Origin of the sequence: Carnobacterium divergens DSM 20623 (assembly GCF_000744255.1) — a bacterium.
In the GTDB taxonomy this organism is placed as follows: domain Bacteria; phylum Bacillota; class Bacilli; order Lactobacillales; family Carnobacteriaceae; genus Carnobacterium; species Carnobacterium divergens.
Genome location: NZ_JQLO01000001.1, coordinates 417,519 through 438,063 on the forward strand (window position 1 = coordinate 417,519; position 20,545 = coordinate 438,063).

The window sequence follows — 20,545 nt, forward strand, 5'->3', positions numbered from 1 at the left end:
AGAAGTGTCTCTCTATTACTTTAAAAATCAAATTTTGTAGCATAATCTTTCATGACGCAAGGAATCCGCTGGATAATTTGAGAAGGAAGTGTCACATAATGCGTTTTTGCTAAATCATCACTGATTCGACTATGAAGGTAAACAGCTGCCAAAATGGCTGTTTTACGGTTTGGAAATTGCGCTAAAAAGCCAGCTAACATGCCGGTTAATGTGTCCCCCATACCACCAGTTGCCATGGCAGGTGTTCCTGCTTCGTTTTTCCAGACTTCCTCTTCAAAATAAATTTCTGAATGGTGTTTTTTTAAGACTACTTCTGCCCCTAATTGTTTTCTGAAATGCGCATTTAAATCTTTCGTTTGTTCTTCAATCGTTAAATGGCTCAATCGTTGCCATTCTCCTAAGTGAGGAGTATAAACGGTTTGTGCTACAGGTGTTTTAAGATTTTCAGAAGCCATTAAGGTAATCGCATCTCCATCAATGACAAGTCTTTGTTGAGGCGTACATGCAGCTAAAACAGCCTTTAAAATTAGTTGCGACTGGTCATCTAGCCCTAAGCCAGGACCAATAACGACGGTTGTCGCTTTTTTCATATGATGAATGACTTTTGCTGTATCATAACCATCAATCACCATTGCTTCAGGTAATCTAGCGTGAAGTGCTGTATGGTTGCTTGGATGAGTTGCGACTGTAACAAGACCAGCTCCACTATAAACAGCAGCACTTGCGGCTAAAATAATCGCTCCTCCTAACTCTTGATTGCCACCAATCAAGAGAACATGACCGTAATTCCCTTTGTAGCTTTCATTTTTTCGTTTTGGTAAAATTCCTTGTACAATATTTTGATTTAATTCTTTCATTATTTATTCCTCCTTGATTCCCGATGTTCTCTTCTATTATAATAGGAATCTCATAGATTTGCACGAAATGTATTTTTTTAGAAAATTGCTATCCTTGGATTGGTAAATATCGTAAAAAGTGATATGATTAAGATGTTGAAAATCAAGAAAAGGAGTGTTGATAAATGTCAATTGATTGGAAAAAAGAAGTAGAAAGTAGAAAAGACGATTTATTTGCAGATTTATTTACTTTATTAAAAATTGATAGTGTAAGAGACGATAGCAAAGCTTCAGAGGATGCACCAGTAGGTCCAGGACCAAAAGAAGCACTGTTAAAATTTTTAGAAATTGGCGCTCGTGATGGCTTTGTGACTAAAAATGTTGGCAATTTAGCTGGGCATATTGAATATGGTGCAGGGGATGAAACTTTAGGCGTTTTTGCTCACGTAGATGTCGTTCCTGTTGGAAGTGGTTGGACAAATCCTCCATTTGAGCCAGTAATCAAAGATGGGCGTTTATATGCACGTGGTTCAAGTGATGATAAAGGACCTGGAATGGCTGGTTACTACGCTTTGAAAATCATTAAAGAATTAGGCTTACCAGTTTCTAAACGTGTTCGTTTTATTATTGGAACAGATGAAGAAAGTGGTTGGAAATGTATGGATCACTATCTAGCAGTTGAAGAAACACCTGATTTTGGTTTTTCTCCAGATGCAGAGTTCCCAATTATCAATGGAGAAAAAGGGATTTTAACGGTTCAATTAAGCTTTGGTGGAAATACTGAAGGTGGAGCAAATGAATTAATCAGCTTTAACTCAGGCTTACGTGAAAACATGGTCCCACAAGATGCTAAAGCCATTTTTATTTCAGAAGATGCAACTAAAATTGAAAAAGACTTCTTTGATTTTGTGGAACAAAATCCAATTACTGGAACTTGCCATATCGAAGGCAACCAAGTAACCATTGAAGTAGTTGGGAAAGGCGCTCATGGAATGGAACCAAAAGCTGGAATCAATGCGGCTACTTATTTGGCAACATTCTTAACAAACTATTCATTTGGTAGCGATGCTAAGCATTACTTGGCTTTAACGACTGAATATCTACACGACGATTCAAGAGCAGCTAAACTTGGGTTGAATTATGTAGACGCTGTGATGGGAGACCTAACAGTTAATCCTGGTGTTTTTAATTTTACAGCAAAAGAAGGCGGTTCAATCGCTTTGAATTTCCGTTTCCCACAAGGAATTACCATTGAAGAAATTGAAGCTGGCCTTGCAAGTAAATTAGCTGATTTTGGTGTGACGTTGTCTCGTGGCAAAGCACAAACGCCTCACTATGTACCAGCGGATGACCCATTGGTTCAAACCTTACTTGATGTGTATGAAAAACATACGGGTGAAAAAGGAGTTGAAAAAACCATTGGTGGCGGAACTTATGGTCGCTTATTAAAACGCGGAGTAGCCTACGGCGCGATGTTCCCAAATAGCATCGATACAATGCACCAAACCGATGAATTTATGGCGATTGATGATATTATCAATGCAACGGTTATTTACGCAGATGCGATTTATCAATTGATTAAAAGTGAAGATTAACATTTAAGGGAAATAAAAAAGCGATGAAGAAGTGTGGTAAAAACCACATTTTTTCATCGCTTTTTTTAAGCAGATTTTTTAATAAATAAACTATTTATTTAGATGTTGAATAGCGTAGTCTGCTTCTTCTTGAGTGAATTGTTCGCCATGTTCAGAAGTTAATTGATCTCGGATCGCTTCAGGGGACATAGACATCGTTTTTTGATAACTTTCAGCTTTTTTAAGAGCATTCTCATTCCAGTCAGCTTTAATATTATCAATCGCATATTGAGCAGCCTCAGGAGAGAATTTATCACCATATTCTGAAGTTAATTGATTTTGTATGCCAATTTTAGACATAAACATCAATTTAGCGTAAGAGTTCGCTTTTTTTAAGGGCAGATGTATACTCAACAGGCACCTCTTTTTCAGGTGCGGGTTCGTTACTTTCTGTCGAATCAGTAGTGCTCTTATTTTCTGATTTAGCTTCTGTTTTTCCAGTTTTAGTTGAAGTATCCTTGTCACTTCCTCCAAGTGAATCAACGATAAAAAATAATACTAATACAGCAATAACCCAAACCCACCATTTTTTGTAAAAAGGCTTTTTCTTTACATAAACATTTCCATTCTCATCTTTAATCTTCTTAGCCATAATAAGCTCCTTTTTTTTGAGTAAAATAACTTTGAATACCAACGGGTAAAGTTATTTTATTCTGTATATAATTGATCAAACTGTGTGATTATACCATAATCTTTATCTGGTAACCATAAAAAAAATGGTATTTATATAACTAAAATCAAGAGTTTTTTTGAAGAATCTTCATGAAAAGAATCTAAACATAATAGAATGATTATTTCCTGAATAGTATATAGATTACTATTATTTTTTTAAATTTTTAGTTTTAAAGGTAAAATTAAAAAAATTCCTATAGATCCAATGAAAAACCAAATAAGTTAATTATGAGTAAATCGCATTAATCGATTTTAGTTTTATGGACAGGCTAAGTTATAAAGGGCCTAAATAAAAAAATGAACATAGAAAATGCTGCTACAAAAGAAAAGTAGCAGCAGTTATCTTGTTTTTAGCCGAATGGCGTATCGCCATATGTTGAAGAATTTCCAACAGTTAAAATTAAATCCAATAAATTATTGATATTCATTTTGTTATCCTCCTATTATATGATATTATAATAATGTTGAACTTGTTATCATCATATAACAGTTGTTTGTTAAAAGCAACAAAAATTTGAAAGGGGAAGTTAAAGTGATCATTTTAGGGGAGAAAGTAAAAGAGTTAAGAAAGAATAAACGATTTAGTCAAAAGCAATTAGCAGAAGGTATCTGTACCCAAGTAACAATTAGTAAAATTGAAAATCACAATAGTATCCCAACGATGAACATTTTAAGTAAATTATGTGAAAGACTAGATGTTGACATCCACGATATATGTATTAATGAAGGTGATTCTAATGAAAATTATGCAATTTTTCAACAAGTGGATCAACTTTGTGACCTTTTTCAATACAAAGAAGCTTATGAAATTTTAAAGATAAAACTCAATGAAGAGCGTCTTTCAACGTTACATGAAAAAAAGATGTATTTTTATTTGATGGGGAAAATTTTGTTAATGGGCTTTAATGATATTGAAGAAGCGTTACATTATTTAAACTTAGAGTTAATTGTAGATCGTAGTGAACGAGTTGATTTTACAGATGTCTTGGTTTCTAATACGATTGGGGTAGCCTATCATTTAAAAGAGGAAACGAACAAAGCAAAAATCTATTTTGAACAATCGATTCGTGAGTTAGAAAAAATAGCTAATATTGATTTAAAGAATTTAGACAAAATTTTATTGATTTACTTTAATACAGCTAAGTTTTATTCAGATATTGGTGATTATCAAGAAGCAGTCACTCTTTGCGAAACGGGTATTCAAATGGCAGAATCTGAAAAAACAACTTCGCAACTAGATAAACTCTATTATGAAAAAGCTTTTAATGAGGCAATGAATGGACAATTAGCAGAAGCAAAGAAAGGTTATTTTATCGCGATGGCCTTTGCGATTATGAATCAAAATGATGTGATTATTGAGATAATCAAGAAAAATATGCATAAATTTAAACTGACATTTGATGAGTTGTTTATTTGATTGAAGAAAAAGGGTAATTACTAGCTAAAAACAAAAGGTTTGTTATGATAAAGGTAATAAGAAAGTAGGTGCTGAAAATGAGTTATAAAATTACATTTCATACAGTTGATGGAAAAGCAATTATTGTCGATGATGTTGTTGCAGAAAATCAAGTAGATGCATGGAAAGAAGTATGTGAACTAAACAGTGAAGGTTATTTGATTACTGTAAATAGTCGCCAAACTCTTCATCAAGTAATGAAACATCAGTTGGTAAGCATTGAAACCAAGGACAAGTCTGCTTCTTCTTTTAAAAATACGGAGACGGCAATGACGGCAATCGATGCATTGTCAAATATGGGCATTTAAACAAAGAAGCACTTTAGTTCATTTTAACTAAAGTGTTTTTTTGCTGTCATTTCAAAGATTTGGAGTAAGGATGAATGAATTTGATAGGTAACACCTGCGTAAAAAATTGTTACGGAAGGGTTATCATATAAATGGTTGTCTTTATCAATTAACCAGATATCTAAGGGAACCCCGTCAATGGTTGATTCAGGATCGAGTGTTACACACGTCCATTCGCCAACTAAATTTGCATAAAGATAGCGCAAAATAGGACACCTCACTTTCAATTTTAGTATAGCGAATTTTTTCTAAAAATAAAAGGTGTTTTTTAAATTTGTATAAAAATAGTCAAAAGCAAGTGTATGCTTTTGACTATTTTTAGATGCCTACAAAGCATTTAAATAAATACGGCGACTAATTTCTAACGTTTGATCACGGCGTTCTGAAATAGCTGTTAACTGATGTTTTTCAAGTTGAGCAACAAGTGGTTCCACCACTTCTTCACCTAAATCGTACTCTTTAAAGTGAGTAGGTGCCCCAAGTTGTTCAAAAAAGGCGCGGGTTTTTGAAATCGCTAATTGAATTTTTTCATCCTCTGTTGCATCTGTAATGTGCCAGACACGTTCCGCATATTGAATTAATTTTTCACGTTTTTCATGTTGACGGATTTCCATTAAAGAAGGCAATACAATAGCTAATGTTCGTGCATGGTCAATATGATACAAGGCAGTAATCTCATGGCCTAAACTATGACTTGCCCAGTCTTGAGGAACTCCAGGAGCTAAAATACGATTTAGCGCATTTGTAGCAGTCCACATAAAGTTAGCTCGTAAATTATAATCATGATTCTTTTCATCAATAACCTTTGGTCCAATTTCAATCAGTGTTTGTAATAACCCTTCTGAAAAACGGTCTTGCACCATGCCGCCAACTGGATAAGTTAAATATTGCTCCATAATATGAACAAAGGAGTCAATTACGCCATTTGCTAATTGTCTAGTTGGTAGTGTGTACGTTAATTCAGGCTCTAAAATTGAAAATTTAGGGAAGGAAAAGGGGCTGCCAAAAGATAGCTTGGCCTTCTTTTCAACAAAAGTAACCACTGCGCCATTATTCATTTCTGAACCCGTTGCTGGTAAGGTTAACACAGTACCAAATGGTAGGGATTTAGTAACAGGCAAACCTTTGCCAATACCAGCGCCGAATATATCAATCGGATCTCCATCAAAAATAGCACCTGCTGCGATAAATTTCGTTCCATCAATAACTGATCCTCCGCCGACAGCTAATAGGAATTCATAGTTTTCTGCTTTTACTAATTCTACAGCCTTCATTAAGGTTTCATATGTTGGGTTGGCTTCGATTCCACCAAATTCTCCAATCGTACGGTTTGGTAAAGCTTCTTTGACCTTATCTAATGTTCCGAAACGAACGACACTTCCACCGCCATATAAAATCAGTACCTTTTTATTCTTAGGAACTAAACGATCTAGTTCAGGAATACGATTTTTCCCAAAGACGATTTCTGTGGGATTGTAAAAATTAAAATTTGAAATTTCAGTTTGCATAAAACACCATCCTAAATGTGAGACTTTAAAGTAAGTATACTCCTAACAAGTACACATAGAAAGTAATAAACCCTATTAAAAAAGACGAATCCTATTCGATTCGTCTCTTTTAATTAATTTTTTCGACAGTCACATGAGGCAATTCTTGCAAAGCTTGAACCAGTTCCATTTCTTCTTCGTAATTTTTAGTCCGAATGGTGAAAGAAACGTGATAGACTTTTGTTTCTTCAAAAATTTCTCGTTTCGATTCAAAAGTTTGATAAATTTTTTGTTTGCTTTGCATAAGCTCTGTAATCTTAGGTAAGGAATCTGCTTTTGTTGTAGAAATTTGAAAAGAAGTTGTGTGATGTTCTATTTTTCGAAACATCAGATTCGATAGTTCAAAACCAACTAGCGTTAAAATGGTAGCACTCACACTAATCCAATACATGCCACCACCAACAGCTAAACCAATACCAGAAGTTGCCCAAATACCAGCCGCACTGGTCAAACCTACCACACTTTGTTTTTGAATGATAATCATACCAGCTCCAATAAAGCCAATACCGCTGACAACTTGTGCAGCTACACGACTCACATCTAAGCTATAGCCAGGTTGACCCACAACGTCCCCAAATCCATGTTGAGAGACAATCATTAAAAGGGCACTTCCTAAACAAACTAAAAAATGTGTCCGAATTCCAGCTTCTTCTGCACGGAACTCACGATCTACACCAATGATTCCGCCTAAAAAACTGGCTAAAATTAAGCGTAATAATAAAATCCAATCCATTTTCATCAGTCCTTTTGTTAACAATTCTTACTATATAGTATAGCATAAGAAAACCAGAAGAGGGCTTGTAATAATTTGCCACTAGCTTGTTACAAAACTAATATAATATTACAAGGAGTGCTATGCTATAATTTAGAAAACGAAAACAAGATTCAAAGGAGGACACTGTGAAAAAAATCATTCAACTAAGTTTAATTTCAACACTGCTATTGTCAACACTTTCCGTTTTACCAGCAACTCAAGTATCAGCGGAAACTACTGAAGAAATAAATCAAAAACAACAAGAACTCGATTCAAAATCAGCAACTGTTGAAAATGGAATCGAAGCTACTGAGGAATCATTAAAATCATTAGAAACTGAAAAAAGTACCTTAGAAAAAGAAGTTCAATCTCTACAAAAACAAATCGATGAGGTCATGAAAAAATTAGAAGAGCAACAAGTAAACTTAAAAGATTCAGAAGTAAAAATCAATGAGTTAAAAGAAAAAATAGCTACTTTAGAAGACCGAATTCAACAACGTACACAGAAATTAGAAAACCAAGCTCGCTTCGTCCAAACGGATGGCGACACACATAGTCTAGCAACGATTGTTTTAACTGCTGAAAATTTTTCTGATTTAATCGGAAAAGTAACGGCCGTGACTCAATTGGTGTATGCAAACAAACAAATTGTAACGGATCAAGAAAACGATCAAAAAGAATTAAAAACAGCTGAAACTGCAGCTATTAATGAAAAAAAGATAGCTGAAAATTTAAAAAATGAAATTGAACGTTCGAAGAATAATTTGTATGCTCAAAAATCAGAATTAGATGATAAAATCCTTCAAATTGCAACAAAATATCAACTTACGGAAGCCGAAAAAAACACCTTGATTTCGGAAAAAAATACAATTGCTACTCAAACAAGTAAACTTACCAGTGATTTAAAAGCTGAGCAAGATCGCATTGTGGCTGAGCAAGCAGCAAAAGTTGCAGCAGATAAGAAGGCGGAAGAAATGGCGACGCCAACAACTAATACTCCGCCAGTTAGCAATGAAGGAACGCCGACCCCTCCAAATACAGGAGGAACAACCTTTATTCGACCAAGTAATGGATACGTATCGTCACCATTTGGTTATCGTAGCGATCCTTTTACAGGAGCACAAACCTTCCATAAAGGAATCGATTTAGCAGGAAGTGGAGCAATTAAAGCAGCAGCTGACGGCGTTGTAGAGTATTCAAATTACAACAATGGCGGTTATGGTTATTTAGTAATCATCAATCATGGCGCTATTAACGGCGTCAATTATCAAACATACTATGCTCATATGGCACCTGGAAGCCTAACAATGGTGGCAGGACAAACGGTTCGTCAAGGGCAACAAATTGGGGTTATGGGAACAAGTGGTTCCTCAACCGGTGTGCACCTTCATTTTGAAGTTCGAGAAAATGGCACACCAGTGAATCCAGCACCATTTATTGGATTGTAATTATCTGTTATACTAGTTAAGACGTCACAAAAATAAACCAAACCAAGCGTCTTTTGAGTTTACTCAAAGGACGCTTTTAGTTAAGAGCGAACTAGGAGGCAATAACGATGGAGACAATTCTATCTGTTAAAAATGAACGAGTGAAACAATGGAAAAAATTACAAACGAGAAAAGGCAGAGAAAAAGCAAAACGTTATTTGATTGAAGGGTTTCATTTAGTAGAAGAGGCGATTCACTATGATGCACCGATTGTTGAACTTTTAATCAGTGAAGAACATGAGGACTTAGCTTTTAAATACCCACTAGATAAACAAGTTATGATTTCAAAAGAAATTGCCAATCAATTAAGCGAAACACCTACAACTCAAGGTGTGTTCGCGGTAATTTCCTTAGAGAAAAATCAAGCAACGCCAACTTTTACCAAGCCATTTCTATGTTTAGATACTGTGCAAGACCCTGGCAATTTAGGAACGATGATTCGTACAGCCGATGCTGCGGGGTTTGGTGGAGTCGTGTTAGGCAGTGGATCAGTGGACATGTATAATAGCAAAGTTTTACGTTCAATGCAGGGGAGCCACTTTCATCTACCTATCTTTGAAGGCGATTTAACTGAATGGTTTGAAACGTTTAAGCAGCAGAATGTTCCTATTTATGGGACAGAGTTAAACGAAGCCGCTGTTAGCTACACGAGTATTCCTAAAACAGATGCATTTGCTATCGTAATGGGCAATGAAGGCAATGGGATGCAGGCTGATTTATTAGCTAAAACAACTAAGAATCTCTATATTCCAATAACAGGAAAAGCAGAGTCCTTAAATGTTGCTGTAGCAGCAGGAATTTTAATGTTTACATTGAAAAAATAAGTTGTGACAAAAAAGTTAAGGATTGTTTAAAATTCTATAAATTGAATTCCTTCTACTATTAATCGTAGTAAAAAGGTGTAAAATAGAAGTTAGCAAGAAAATAGTAGAGCGATTCAGCTTCATATCAAGAACTCTAAAAAAAGGAAGTCGTTAAATGACGGAACCAAAATGGAAAACAGATACCGAATATATTGGACATATTGAGGATTTAATCAACCGCAAAGAAGTGCAACAACTTTCTGAGTATACTCAACATCATTTTACAACCAGACTTGAACATTCCATTAGTGTGTCTTACCGAAGTTACCGAATTAGTAAAAAATTCGGCTGGAATGCACGTTCAACAGCCAGAGCAGGTTTGCTACATGATCTGTTTTACTATGACTGGAGAACAACGAAGTTTGATGAAGGAACACATGCCTATGTACATCCAAGAATGGCTTGTGAAAATGCTGAAAAATTAACACCATTGTCTGATTTAGAAAAAGACATTATTATTAAACATATGTGGTTAGCAACGATTGCGCCACCTCGTTATAAAGAAAGTTACGTTGTAACTTTTGTCGATAAGTATTGCGCTTGTGCGGAGGTTATTGCGCCATTGATGGGTCGCGCTACTGCTAGTGTGAAAAACACTTGGTTAAAACTGAAAGTATCCGTTCAATCATAAAAAAAAGTTTAACTCGTCAATTTGCGAGTTAAACTTTTTTATTGACTAAAAATTATAAGCCATTTTTTAAAGCTGTTGCTACTTGAACCAAACGTTTTGCTTGATCTGCAACAGCAGGTTGGATATTTTTTGCATCCACTACTTCTCCGTCTTGACTGATTGTCGCGCTGCTTCCGTAAGGGTTACCACCTGCGCCGAAGGTACTTTGATTGATGTAACCAGTTGGGACAAGAATGGTACTCCAATGTTGCATTACAGTATAAATACTTTGAATGACTTCTTCTTGGCCACCATGTGGGTTACCAGCTGTTGCCATTGCTGTGACAGCTTTATTTGCTAATTTTCCTTGTGCCCAAAGTCCACCTTGCAAGTCAATAAATTGTTTTAATTGGCTAGCCATCACACCAAAACGTGAAGGAGAGCTAAAAATAATTCCGTCTGCCCATTCTAAATCAGCGCTTGTTGCTTCAGGAATATCAGCCGTTTCATTAACATTTTTACGCCATAAAGGATTTGAATCAATAGCAACATCAGGGGCTAATTCATGAGCTTTTAATAAACGAACTTCAGCACCAGCTTCTTTTGCAGCGTCAGCTGCCCAACGAGCCATTTGGGTATTTCCTCCTGTTGAACTATAGTAAATGACAGCAATTTTTGTGTTTGACATGTTTCATTCCTCCAATTTATTTTTACTTACTTTATATTAGTATCCTACTCCTATTGTAAAAAATAAGCAAATAATAACTCTTTATTTTTTTAGAAATGTGCTATACTATAGAAACTAATAAAAAAAAAGAGTTAGAATTAAAAGCAAGTTACTTATTTTTTATAACCATTAATGCTATAATAAAAAAAAGAGGTGAAGAAGATGACATCATGTGAAGAAAGACAGAAAACGATTTGTCCAAAATTTGAGCAAACTTTTTCTATTTTAGGGAAAAAATGGATGGGGCTCATTATCGACGTCTTGTTAGAAGGGCCACAACGTTTTAAAGATATGGCAGCGAAAATTCCAAGTGTTAGTGATCGTGTGTTAGTTGAGCGCTTAAAAGAGCTTGAACAAGCAGGCATCGTTACACGAACTGTCTATCCCGATTCACCTGTTAGAGTAGCATATAGTCTAACTGAAAAAGGCGAGTCATTAAAACCTGTAATGGATGAAGTTCAATGCTGGGCAGATAAATGGATCGACTCAGAAGAAACTGTCCCACAAACCGTATAAGAATAAATTCTCTAATCCCTTACTCAATGAATCCTAAAGCTGTTGATTTGCTCTTTTTAAAGGAGAAGAATCAACAGCTTTTTATCATTTAAACGAAAAAGAAAAATAGAATCTGCTTGACGAACCTTGATTTATTCCGTAAACTAAGGAAGAGAAACAATTGAATACACATATAAAACAATGACAGAAAAAAAGTAAGTAGTATGAACTCCGTAAGGTAGAGACAAATGGCGTGGCTGAAACCATTTGAAAGGAATCAGATACTAGTGAACATTCACTTCTCGAGTTGACTTTTGGCTATTGCAAATTGTAATGAAAGAAGTTCCGGCATTAGCCGTTATCTAAATGAAGTGCAGTTTAGTTGCCATCGTGCAATTAACTGAACAAGGGTGGTACCGCGATTCTAAGACCTCGTCCCTTTCTGGGGAACAGGTCTTTTTTTATTTGCCTAAAACAACCTAAATATACTATAAAGGAGTAGAAAATGATGGATTTAAAAGCAAAAATTGAAAGTTTAAAAGAAGAAGCACTAGCAAAAGTAGCAGCTTCTGAAAATCTAGATGTATTGAACCAAGTGCGTGTAGCGTATCTAGGGAAAAAAGGACCGCTAACAGAAGTTTTACGAGGTATGAAAGATTTATCGGCTGAGGAACGTCCCAAAGTAGGGGCATTGGCTAACGTTGTACGTGATGAAATTACGACGATGCTAGAGGAGAAAAAAACAACTTTAGAAATGAAAAAAATTAATGAAGCTTTAGCAAATGAGGCTATTGATGTTACACTACCAGGAAGCTATGTTAGCGTAGGTCAACCACATGTCTTAACACAAATTATTGAAGAAATTGAAGATTTGTTTATTGGAATGGGGTATGAAGTTATTGAAGGTCCTGAAGTAGAAGAAGACCGTTACAACTTTGAAATGATGAACTTGCCAAAAGATCATCCAGCCAGAGATATGCAAGATACCTTCTATATTACAGAAGAAATTTTACTAAGAACCCACACGTCTCCTGTTCAAGCTAGGACAATGGAGAAGCATGATTTTACAAAAGGGCCATTAAAAATGATCAGTCCAGGAAGAGTGTACCGTCGCGATAGTGATGACGCTACTCACTCACATCAATTCCATCAAATAGAAGGTTTAGTAATCGACAAAAATATTACAATGAGTGACTTAAAAGGAACCCTTGAAGTTTTTGCTAAACAACTGTTTGGAGCAGATCGTGAAATTCGTTTACGACCAAGTTATTTCCCATTTACTGAACCCTCTGTTGAAGTGGACGTTAGCTGTTTTAAATGTGGTGGAGCAGGTTGTAACGTATGTAAGCATACAGGCTGGATCGAGATTTTAGGCGCAGGAGTCGTTCATCCTAATGTTCTTGAAATGGCAGGCATTGATAGCTCTGTTTATGGCGGATTTGCCTTTGGGATGGGACCAGATCGCGTTGCTATGTTAAAATACGGAATCGATGATATCCGTCATTTCTATCAAAATGATGTACGTTTCTTAAATCAATTCAAGGTGAAGGAGTAAAAATCATGAATATATCTTATAAATGGTTAAATGAATATTTAGATTTAAACGCAAATAAAGAGATTACCCCTGAAAAATTAGCGGATAGAATGTCTCGTACTGGGATTGAAGTCGAAGATGTTTTTAAAGGCGAAACAGGCTTAAAGAAAATCGTTGTGGGACATACCCTTTCAGTAGTAGATCATCCAGATTCAGATCACTTACACATTTGCCAAGTAGATATCGGTGAAGAGGAGCCAACCCAAATCGTTTGTGGTGCGCCGAATATTGCTAAGGATCAAAAAATTATTGTAGCTTTACCAGGAGCAAGAATTACTGGAAATGCAAAAATCAAAAAAGGTAAAATTCGTGGAGAAGTTTCAAATGGAATGGTTTGTTCTTTAAGTGAATTAGGCTTTTCTGAAAAAGTAGTGCCTAAAAAATACGCAGATGGTATTTATGTTTTACCAGCAGAGGCAGTGGCAGGAGAAGAAGTTTTCCCATATCTAGCAATGGATGACGCTATTTTAGAATTATCCATTACACCAAATCGTGCAGATGCCTTAAGTATGCGTGGAGTAGCTTATGAAGTTGGTGCAATTTATGATCAAAAACCAATTTTTATAGAAGTGGTTCTAACAGAAGACTCTTCAGTAAAAGCAGCAGATTACATTCAAGTAGAGGTTGAAAATTCAGTAGATGTTCCAAGTTACAACATGCGTATTATTAAAGATGTAAAAATTGCCGAAAGTCCATTATGGATGCAAACGAAATTAATGAATGCTGGCATTCGCCCAATTAATAATGTTGTGGATATTACCAACTATATTCTTTTAGAATACGGCCAACCTCTTCATGCATTTGATTATGATCGTTTAGGATCAAAAGAAATTTTAGTTCGTCGTGGCAAAAAAGGGGAAGTATTGGTTACTTTAGATGGCGAAGAACGTAAATTAAGTGAGGAAAATATTGTTGTAACAAATGGTGAAATTCCAGTGGCACTTGCCGGCGTTATGGGCGGTTTGGATTCTGAAATTCAAGAAGATACTGTTACTGTTGCTTTGGAATCAGCTTTATTTGAATCAACCACCATTCGTAGAACGGCAAAAGAGTTCAATTTACGCAGTGAAGGCAGCGCGCGCTTTGAAAAAGGGATCAACACTAGCACTATTTTAACAGCCTGTGATCACGCCGCACAATTAATGGTGGAGCTTGCCGGCGGCACAATCGTCAGCGGAGTGGTTTCAAAAAATGTCTTAAAACCAATGGATAGTTCATTAAATATTACATTAGATCGAATTAATGGCTCGTTAGGAACAGCTATTTCAAGTGAAGAAGTGGTTGCCATTTTCGAACGCCTAGGCTTTGGCGTTACCCATTCAGAAGGACTTTTTGACGTAACGATTCCACCAAGACGCTGGGATATTTCAATTGAAGCTGATTTGATTGAAGAAGTGGCACGGATTTACGGATACGATAATTTGCCTTCAACACTACCAATTAGTGAGGCAACACCTGGAATGCTAAATGAAAATCAGCGTTTGGTTCGTCATACAAGACGTTACCTTGAAGGGGCAGGACTGTCACAAGCTATTAGTTATGTGTTAACGACACCAACGAAAGCCAGTCAATTTATGATGCGTGAAAGCGAAGCAACAATGTTGGATATGCCAATGACGGAAGAGCGTAGTACGTTACGTATGAACTTATTAAGTGGCTTATTGGATGATGTTCGTTATAACAAAGCACGTAAAAATCAAGATGTTGCCCTTTATGAAATCGGTCGTGTCTTTTATAAAGTAGCAGGGAAAGTCTTGCCTTTAGAAGAAGAACACGTTGCTGGTGTAATGACTGGTTTAGAAGTGACAAGTGATTGGCAACAAAGTGGCAAAGCAGTTGATTTCTTCACTGTCAAAGGTGTGCTTGAAGGATTACTTGCGATGTACGGATTTACAGGTTCAATCAGCTATCAAAAGGCAGAAACTTTAGACGGAATGCATCCAGGTAGAACGGCTTTGATTTTATTAGATGGTGAAGAAATTGGGTATTTAGGCCAAATTCATCCATTACGTGCTAAAGAGTACGATTTAAAAGAAACCTATGGTTTTGAAATCAATTTACAAAAAGTAATGGACGCACCAAAAGCACCAACGATTTATCAAACAATTCCTAAATATCCTGGTATGACAAGAGATATGGCATTATTAGTCGATGAAACCGTTGATAATCAAGAGTTAACGACTTTGATTAAAGCTAAGGGTGGAAAATATTTACAAGATGTTCAATTATTTGACGTTTATAACGGTGAAAAAATTGAAGCTGGTAAAAAGTCAATGGCATACAAATTGATTTATTTAAACCCGGAAGCAACGCTTGTAGAAGAGGAAGTAACGTTAGCATTTGAAAAAGTGACAAATGCACTAGTAGAAACCTTCCATGTTGTGGTAAGATAAGAAAATCAATTATAGAAAAAGAACGCTATTGTTGAATAGGGTTCTTTTTCTTTATTAGTAAAAAAGGATGTGACCGTATTTTATGGGAGGAACACAATTGAAAAAAGAAGTGAGTGCTTTAACCGCGCTTACAGTAGTGATAGGAACGGTTATTGGAGCAGGAATCTTTTTTAAACCAACTGCTGTATATGGCGCAGCCGGCTCACCTGGATTAGGTCTATTGGCTTGGGTGTTAGGTGGCATTATTGCGATTGCAGGAGGTTTGACAGTTGCCGAGATTGGAACGATTTTTCCAGAAACAGGCGGCATGATGATTTACTTAGAAAAAGTATTTGGAAAGTGGCTTGGATTTTTGGTAGGTTGGGCACAAATGATTGTCTATTTTCCAGCCAATATTGCAGCATTAGCTATTATATTTGCTACACAAGTAACGAGTTTATTTGATTTATCAATGGGGTATTTGATTCCAATTGCAATTTGCGTTGCTAGTTTAGTAATGGGGATGAATTTATTAGGAACTAAATATGGTGGTTTTGTTCAAAATGTTTCAACTTTGTTAAAATTAATCCCAATTGCTGTTATTATTATTGCAGGTTTGCTTTATCCAGGAGGTGGCGTTGTTCGATTGTTGCCAATGAGCGTAACGGATCACCCCTTTGTAACTAGCCTAGGGTCTGCTTTAGTTGCAACCGTATTTGCTTATGATGGATGGATGAATGTCGGCGCGTTAGCTGGTGAAATGAAAAGTCCAGGAAAAGTGTTGCCTAAAGTAATTATCGGAGGTTTATCGATCGTTATGTCGGTGTACTTATTGATTAATATTGCGTACTTATTCGTGTTAGATGCGCCTCAATTGGCAGCTACGGATACACCTGCAGCCGCTGTAGCGCATGCTTTATTTGGTGGTTTTGGAGGAAAACTTGTGACGATTGGAATTTTAATTTCAGTTTTTGGTGGAATTAACGGATATACGATTTCTGGATTAAGAATTCCATATGCGTTGGGAAGCCAAAATTTATTGCCTTTTAGCAATTGGTTTAGCAAGTTAAGCAAATCTGGAAATATGCCAACAAATGGTGGAATCTTAATGTTGGTGATTTCAATTGTGATGATTTGCTCGGGACAATTTAATCAACTGACGGATTTAATTGTTTTTGTCATTTGGATTTTCAATACGTTAACTTTTGTTGCGGTGATTAAGTTAAGACGAACCAACCCTGAATTGGTTCGACCTTACAAGGTTCCCTTCTATCCAGTCGTTCCTTTAATTGCGATTTTAGGTGGCTTCTATATCATTTTAAATACATTATATGTTCAGCCTTTAAATGCAGGTTTAGGATTATTATTAACGTTACTAGGTATTCCAGTGTATTTATATCAACAAAATAAAATAAAAAAAAGGTAAATAAAAACTTCTAGAAGTTGTGTGAATCACGACGTTCTAGAAGTTTTTTAGTATCAAAGAATAAGATAAGTAGATAACGTATGAATTTTAAACTTGTGATATTCATGAATTTTTGTTATGGTATATTCATGAACAGAGTGAAAAGTAAGAAAAAGGAGGGTTCAAAATGGTGAGAGGATTCTCAGAGGAAGACAAATTTCAGATTAAAGAAAAATTAAAAAGAGCTTGTGAGCAGAGCTGGAAGACAAATGGCTACAAACGAACGAGTATTCCATACTTAACTAAGACCGTTGGGATTTCAACAGGTGCTTTTTATTTGATGTATGAAACCAAAGAACAACTTTTTATTGAAGTTCTTGGAAAGGTACAAGAAAACTTGTTAAGGACATGGGCGGACTTTATCCAAGAGGAAGAGTCTTCTTTTGTAGGCTTTAAAAAAGGAATGAAGTGGCTTTTTAAAGAATATCGTCAGTATCCAGCTTTGTATAATTTTAATAACTCAGAGTATGATCTATTTTTTGCCAAATTACCTCAAGAGCAAGTCACGCAGTTAAAAGAAAAAAGCTTGGACATTTTTTCAGAAGTAATTCACACTTCTAACTTGCATTTGTTGTTGCCTGAAAAAGAGGCGATTGACATTATTCACACTATTTTATTTTTGGCAACAATTGATCGAGATACGTTAACAGCTACAGAAAAATCTTTTGAATTTTTATTAGACCACTCATTGCCAGGCATTTTTAAGGAGGAAAACAGATGATAAAAAAAGTTCATTATTCGTTAAATAAGTTAAATCAGAAATTGGGAATTTCAGTTACACTGCCGGTGCCAACTAAGCGTTCGTTAAAAAGAAGTCAATATGCAAATGGAATGATTGCGACTGGATGTCTATTTCTAAGTGTTCCATTTTCTTCAAAATTATTGCTGGGAATTGGTGTATTAAGTGTAGCAAGCATTGTGGTTACTCAAATGGAAATAAAAGCATTAGACGAGTAAATTGTTATTTTTTTGGAAACAATAACTAAAACACCATCAAAAGTAAACTGCTTGAAAAAAATTTATTTTGTAGTAAATTTATCAAGAGTGTTGATTTAATAACAATGACAGTTGCACTGTCCTACATGCTTGTAAGGCAATCTTTAAAAAAAACTTTTTTTCTTTTAGGATAATAGAACGAGGAGATGGCAGATATGAATTTTGGCAAACAAATCAAAAAAGTTAGAACTGATAATAAATTAACACAAGAACAATTGGCTCAAAAACTAATGGTTTCTAGACAAGCTGTTTCTAGTTGGGAGAATGATCGGAATTTACCTGATTTAGAAATGGTGGTGCTTATTGCAAAATTATTTGATATCTCACTCGATCAATTAATTTTAGGAGATGAACAGATGACAAACAAATTAGTTAAAGATGCAAGTGAAGTCAGAAAAGCAAAACTGATGGTGATTAGTATTAGCCTCTTGTTAATAGGAGGACTTTGTTTCTTGTCGAGTGCATTTACAGAATCAAGAATCGACAGCAACGGCATGTTACATGAACCTTACTTTTTCTTAATACCGCTAGGCTACTTATTTCTTTTTAGCGGTGTGATCACATGGATTGTTCATTTCGTAGTAAAGCGCAAAAAGCGTTAACAAAAAACATCTTCTATTCAATTGAATAGAAGATGTTTTTTGTTGAAAGGGGCGTCTTTTTTAGTAACGACCACTGATTTTTTTTGCTTTTTCAGTATTAGCGAAGTGAAGTTTGGCGTATTTTCCTAGCAGTGTTACGCCACCTCTTTTTAATAGTTTAGCTGCAACCAAATCGACATTGTTTCCAGCGCCAGAAGGAATGTTCGTTCCAGCTTCTGCAGATAGGTCGTCCAATCCTTTTAAAAAGGCATAACGAGCAATGATAGAAGCTGCAGCCACAGCTAAGTGATGTCCCTCGCCTTTAGTTTGAAAGTAAACCCGCTCTTTTATTTGCGCAGGTTGATCTTGAATGTGTTTAAAATAAGTACTAGGCAATTCAAATTGATCAATTAAAATGGCATCAGGTTTTTGTGGAGAAATCTTAGCTAAGACATGTCCTAAGGCTTGATTGTGTAAGACTGCTTTCATTTTTCCTTGGGTCATTGTTGGTTGAATTTGATTGTATTTCTCCGGCATTACATTGAGCAAGCTAAAAGGTAAAAAGGTCATCAAGTCTTTCGCAATGGCAATGATTTGAGGATCTTTTAAGTCTTTAGAGTCTCGCACACCTAGCTCCTTTAGCAATGGAATTTGACTTTTTTCAACATAAGCTGCTACAACAGTTAACGGACCAAAGTAACTGCCTGTTCCCACCTCATCGCTTCCGATAACGGACCAAGAATCAAAGCCATGGGGAAGTGGCGTGTCGATTGGTTTTTTACTAGTGCTTTTTTTTGAGGGTAAAGTAGTAGTGGCCTTGCTCTTCCAAATATGGGCTTCTTGCTCAGCCGAACTTCCTTGAAATAAAACTTTACCAGAATTGTAGCCCGTGATATTTACTGAACTTTTTTTTGCAGCAAAAAGTGCCCCAGGTGGAGTAGTAGGTTTTAAATAGTCTTGATAATAATTTTTCATTTCTTTAAGAGTTGCTTTTGCAACCGTTAATACATCATTTGCCAAGCGGATTCACTCATTTCTAATCCATTGATTTTCTTATAAGTTTACCATATTTTACTGAAAAACGAGTCGAAAGCCTTAATTTAATCTTAAATCAAGTGATTTTCTTAAAAAAGAATGCAACTTTGTTCAATTTCATGGTAAAATAAGGGAAATGTAACATTAGGAGGGCTTTCTTTGTCAGGTGAAAAAAAACGTTATAAGGCAACCATTGCGGGGAAATCCTATACCATTGTTGGTTCAAGACCAACTGAGCATCTTCAACTGGTAGCAGAAACCGTTGATGAGCAAATCAATCAGATTAAAAGCTTAACAGATAATCTTGAACTAGATAAAATGGCGGTTTTAACAGCAGTAAATGCCGTTTCTGATCAATTAGAAATGCAAATCGAAATGGAAAAAATGCGTCAAAAAATAACTGAGTTAGAAACTAAATTAGCAAAATTTGAAGAGGGATAATCAAATCCCCTAACTTTCAGGTAGAAAAGGATGAGAGAATGCTTTCATTAGGAATCATCATTATTTTAGTGATAAATTTTTATGGTGGCGCAAGAAGGGGTCTTGTCTTACAAATTGTCATGACAGGAGGCTATTTGCTCTCTTATATTGTGGCAAGACTTTATTATTTAAAACTAGGAGCTCATTTAGAACTTTTTATTCCCTATCCATCGGCAACCGAAAACAGTCAATTTGCTTTTTTCGATCATGCCCTAGGTTTGGAACTAGATAAAGCTTTTTATAATGCAGTTGCTTTTATGTTGATTTTATTTATCGGCTGGTTGGTTACAAGATTTATTGGACGACTCTTAAATTCGTTAACTTTTTTCCCAATCATCAAACAAGCCAACTATTTAGGTGGCGGAATTTTAAGCGTACTTGTGGCTTATATTGCTATTTTTTTGATTTTATATGTATTAGCCATGATTCCAATGGATAACATCCAAGAAATGTTAAAAAATAGTAGTTTAGCGCAGTTTATTGTCAAACATACGCCGATACTGTCCAATCAAATTTACAATTGGTGGATCGGTACAATCGGTTAATGAGTCGCTCTTCTTTTTTGAAGGGCGTTTTCTTTTAAGGAAATGAAGT

The 20,545-nt window shown here is 35.7% G+C and carries 23 protein-coding genes and 1 other annotated feature; of the genes, 15 read left to right on the forward strand and 8 right to left on the reverse strand.

The genetic code is table 11. From position 1 onward, the window contains the following. Nucleotides 1–20: 20 nt before the first annotated feature. On the reverse strand, nt 21–857 hold the full coding sequence (locus BR52_RS02100) for an NAD(P)H-hydrate dehydratase (protein ID WP_034568686.1): 837 nt from the start codon (nt 855–857) through the stop codon (nt 21–23). Between the two features lie 164 nt (nt 858–1,021). On the opposite strand from BR52_RS02100, the gene pepV reads away from it, so the two are divergent. Beyond that, entirely contained in the window at nt 1,022–2,431 is a 1,410-nt protein-coding gene (pepV, locus tag BR52_RS02105; RefSeq protein WP_034568687.1) for a dipeptidase PepV, read from the forward strand. A gap of 90 nt (nt 2,432–2,521) precedes the next feature. Here pepV and BR52_RS13170 read toward each other — a convergent pair whose 3' ends face one another. Further along, a complete protein-coding gene (locus BR52_RS13170; RefSeq protein ID WP_367593378.1) occupies nt 2,522–2,824 on the reverse strand; it encodes an Ltp family lipoprotein in 303 nt (100 codons plus the stop codon). Beyond that, nucleotides 2,781–3,062, reverse strand: a complete 282-nt coding sequence (locus tag BR52_RS13175) for a hypothetical protein (protein WP_366945586.1) — start codon at nt 3,060–3,062, stop codon at nt 2,781–2,783. The genes BR52_RS13170 and BR52_RS13175 overlap by 44 nt, the downstream gene beginning before the upstream one ends. Before the next feature lie 612 nt (nt 3,063–3,674). On the opposite strand from BR52_RS13175, the gene BR52_RS02120 reads away from it, so the two are divergent. Together BR52_RS02120 and BR52_RS02125 are read left to right on the forward strand one after the other, a co-directional pair. Further along, on the forward strand, nt 3,675–4,559 hold the full coding sequence (locus tag BR52_RS02120) for a helix-turn-helix domain-containing protein (RefSeq protein ID WP_034568689.1): 885 nt from the start codon (nt 3,675–3,677) through the stop codon (nt 4,557–4,559). A gap of 77 nt (nt 4,560–4,636) precedes the next feature. Beyond that, a complete protein-coding gene (locus BR52_RS02125) occupies nt 4,637–4,906 on the forward strand; it encodes a hypothetical protein (RefSeq protein WP_034568691.1) in 270 nt (89 codons plus the stop codon). 23 nt (nt 4,907–4,929) lie between these two features. Here BR52_RS02125 and BR52_RS02130 read toward each other — a convergent pair whose 3' ends face one another. From BR52_RS02130 to BR52_RS02140, 3 genes are all read right to left on the reverse strand, one after another. After that, entirely contained in the window at nt 4,930–5,151 is a 222-nt protein-coding gene (locus BR52_RS02130; protein ID WP_034568693.1) for a hypothetical protein, read from the reverse strand. Between the two features lie 120 nt (nt 5,152–5,271). Next, nucleotides 5,272–6,453 carry an iron-containing alcohol dehydrogenase gene (locus BR52_RS02135; RefSeq protein ID WP_034568695.1) on the reverse strand — a complete coding sequence of 394 codons (1,182 nt, stop codon included), beginning with the start codon at nt 6,451–6,453 and terminating at the stop codon, nt 5,272–5,274. Nucleotides 6,454–6,562: 109 nt separating this feature from the next. Further along, nucleotides 6,563–7,225 (reverse strand): MgtC/SapB family protein, encoded by a 663-nt coding sequence (locus BR52_RS02140; protein WP_236707209.1) that lies wholly within the window; start codon nt 7,223–7,225, stop codon nt 6,563–6,565. Nucleotides 7,226–7,392: 167 nt separating this feature from the next. On the opposite strand from BR52_RS02140, the gene BR52_RS02145 reads away from it, so the two are divergent. The 3 genes from BR52_RS02145 (at nt 7,393) to BR52_RS02155 (ending at nt 10,227) form a co-directional block, all read left to right on the forward strand. Beyond that, complete coding sequence (locus tag BR52_RS02145; protein ID WP_034568699.1) at nt 7,393–8,694, forward strand: murein hydrolase activator EnvC family protein; 1,302 nt, start codon at nt 7,393–7,395, stop codon at nt 8,692–8,694. A 107-nt stretch (nt 8,695–8,801) separates the two neighbouring features. Further along, entirely contained in the window at nt 8,802–9,557 is a 756-nt protein-coding gene (locus BR52_RS02150; RefSeq protein WP_034568701.1) for a TrmH family RNA methyltransferase, read from the forward strand. A gap of 154 nt (nt 9,558–9,711) precedes the next feature. Beyond that, the gene (locus tag BR52_RS02155) at nt 9,712–10,227 is read left to right on the forward strand and encodes an HD domain-containing protein (protein WP_034568703.1); all 516 of its coding nucleotides are present in this window, start codon (nt 9,712–9,714) and stop codon (nt 10,225–10,227) included. 52 nt (nt 10,228–10,279) lie between these two features. On the opposite strand, the gene BR52_RS02160 is transcribed toward BR52_RS02155, so the two are convergent. Beyond that, a complete protein-coding gene (locus tag BR52_RS02160; RefSeq protein ID WP_034568705.1) occupies nt 10,280–10,894 on the reverse strand; it encodes a flavodoxin family protein in 615 nt (204 codons plus the stop codon). A gap of 201 nt (nt 10,895–11,095) precedes the next feature. On the opposite strand from BR52_RS02160, the gene BR52_RS02165 reads away from it, so the two are divergent. The 7 genes from BR52_RS02165 to BR52_RS02195 all read left to right on the forward strand — a co-directional run bounded on the left by BR52_RS02165 (nt 11,096) and on the right by BR52_RS02195 (nt 18,457). Beyond that, nucleotides 11,096–11,449 carry a winged helix-turn-helix transcriptional regulator gene (locus BR52_RS02165; RefSeq protein ID WP_034568707.1) on the forward strand — a complete coding sequence of 118 codons (354 nt, stop codon included), beginning with the start codon at nt 11,096–11,098 and terminating at the stop codon, nt 11,447–11,449. Nucleotides 11,450–11,620: 171 nt separating this feature from the next. Continuing rightward, nucleotides 11,621–11,871: a binding site (T-box leader), on the forward strand. 65 nt (nt 11,872–11,936) lie between these two features. After that, nucleotides 11,937–12,983 carry a phenylalanine--tRNA ligase subunit alpha gene (gene pheS / locus BR52_RS02170; protein WP_034568708.1) on the forward strand — a complete coding sequence of 349 codons (1,047 nt, stop codon included), beginning with the start codon at nt 11,937–11,939 and terminating at the stop codon, nt 12,981–12,983. Between the two features lie 5 nt (nt 12,984–12,988). Next, nucleotides 12,989–15,415, forward strand: a complete 2,427-nt coding sequence (gene pheT / locus BR52_RS02175; RefSeq protein WP_034568709.1) for a phenylalanine--tRNA ligase subunit beta — start codon at nt 12,989–12,991, stop codon at nt 15,413–15,415. Between the two features lie 82 nt (nt 15,416–15,497). Next, nucleotides 15,498–16,820, forward strand: coding sequence for an APC family permease (locus BR52_RS02180; RefSeq protein ID WP_034568710.1), 1,323 nt, complete (start codon nt 15,498–15,500; stop codon nt 16,818–16,820). A gap of 166 nt (nt 16,821–16,986) precedes the next feature. Continuing rightward, entirely contained in the window at nt 16,987–17,580 is a 594-nt protein-coding gene (locus BR52_RS02185; protein ID WP_034568712.1) for a TetR/AcrR family transcriptional regulator, read from the forward strand. Then, the gene (locus BR52_RS02190; protein WP_034568715.1) at nt 17,577–17,816 is read left to right on the forward strand and encodes a hypothetical protein; all 240 of its coding nucleotides are present in this window, start codon (nt 17,577–17,579) and stop codon (nt 17,814–17,816) included. Before BR52_RS02185 ends, BR52_RS02190 begins: the two co-directional genes overlap by 4 nt. Nucleotides 17,817–18,010: 194 nt before the next feature. Next, nucleotides 18,011–18,457, forward strand: coding sequence for a DUF3955 domain-containing protein (locus tag BR52_RS02195; protein ID WP_034568717.1), 447 nt, complete (start codon nt 18,011–18,013; stop codon nt 18,455–18,457). Nucleotides 18,458–18,517: 60 nt separating this feature from the next. Here the strand turns inward: BR52_RS02195 and rnhC are convergent, their stop codons facing one another. Continuing rightward, a complete protein-coding gene (rnhC, locus tag BR52_RS02200; RefSeq protein WP_034568719.1) occupies nt 18,518–19,456 on the reverse strand; it encodes a ribonuclease HIII in 939 nt (312 codons plus the stop codon). A 174-nt stretch (nt 19,457–19,630) separates the two neighbouring features. Between rnhC and BR52_RS02205 the strand changes: the two genes are divergently transcribed. Continuing rightward, the gene (locus BR52_RS02205) at nt 19,631–19,912 is read left to right on the forward strand and encodes a cell division protein ZapA (protein WP_034568721.1); all 282 of its coding nucleotides are present in this window, start codon (nt 19,631–19,633) and stop codon (nt 19,910–19,912) included. 38 nt (nt 19,913–19,950) lie between these two features. Beyond that, nucleotides 19,951–20,496, forward strand: coding sequence for a CvpA family protein (locus BR52_RS02210; RefSeq protein ID WP_034568723.1), 546 nt, complete (start codon nt 19,951–19,953; stop codon nt 20,494–20,496). The last annotated feature ends 49 nt before the right edge of the window (nt 20,497–20,545 follow it).

Excerpts from the sequence above, each read along its gene's own strand:
- BR52_RS13175 (WP_366945586.1), bottom strand. The coding sequence starts at position 3,062 with ATGGCTAAGAAGATTAAAGATGAGAATGGAAATGTTTATGTAAAGAAA.
- pepV (WP_034568687.1), top strand. The coding sequence starts at position 1,022 with ATGTCAATTGATTGGAAAAAAGAAGTAGAAAGTAGAAAAGACGATTTA.
- pheT (WP_034568709.1), top strand. The coding sequence starts at position 12,989 with ATGAATATATCTTATAAATGGTTAAATGAATATTTAGATTTAAACGCA.
- BR52_RS02210 (WP_034568723.1), top strand. The coding sequence starts at position 19,951 with ATGCTTTCATTAGGAATCATCATTATTTTAGTGATAAATTTTTATGGT.
- BR52_RS02190 (WP_034568715.1), top strand. The coding sequence starts at position 17,577 with ATGATAAAAAAAGTTCATTATTCGTTAAATAAGTTAAATCAGAAATTG.
- BR52_RS02160 (WP_034568705.1), bottom strand. The coding sequence starts at position 10,894 with ATGTCAAACACAAAAATTGCTGTCATTTACTATAGTTCAACAGGAGGA.
- BR52_RS02150 (WP_034568701.1), top strand. The coding sequence starts at position 8,802 with ATGGAGACAATTCTATCTGTTAAAAATGAACGAGTGAAACAATGGAAA.
- BR52_RS02155 (WP_034568703.1), top strand. The coding sequence starts at position 9,712 with ATGACGGAACCAAAATGGAAAACAGATACCGAATATATTGGACATATT.
- BR52_RS02195 (WP_034568717.1), top strand. The coding sequence starts at position 18,011 with ATGAATTTTGGCAAACAAATCAAAAAAGTTAGAACTGATAATAAATTA.
- BR52_RS02135 (WP_034568695.1), bottom strand. The coding sequence starts at position 6,453 with ATGCAAACTGAAATTTCAAATTTTAATTTTTACAATCCCACAGAAATC.
- pheS (WP_034568708.1), top strand. The coding sequence starts at position 11,937 with ATGGATTTAAAAGCAAAAATTGAAAGTTTAAAAGAAGAAGCACTAGCA.
- BR52_RS02180 (WP_034568710.1), top strand. The coding sequence starts at position 15,498 with ATGGGAGGAACACAATTGAAAAAAGAAGTGAGTGCTTTAACCGCGCTT.
- BR52_RS02100 (WP_034568686.1), bottom strand. The coding sequence starts at position 857 with ATGAAAGAATTAAATCAAAATATTGTACAAGGAATTTTACCAAAACGA.
- BR52_RS02125 (WP_034568691.1), top strand. The coding sequence starts at position 4,637 with ATGAGTTATAAAATTACATTTCATACAGTTGATGGAAAAGCAATTATT.
- BR52_RS02140 (WP_236707209.1), bottom strand. The coding sequence starts at position 7,225 with ATGGATTGGATTTTATTATTACGCTTAATTTTAGCCAGTTTTTTAGGC.
- BR52_RS02165 (WP_034568707.1), top strand. The coding sequence starts at position 11,096 with ATGACATCATGTGAAGAAAGACAGAAAACGATTTGTCCAAAATTTGAG.
- BR52_RS02185 (WP_034568712.1), top strand. The coding sequence starts at position 16,987 with ATGGTGAGAGGATTCTCAGAGGAAGACAAATTTCAGATTAAAGAAAAA.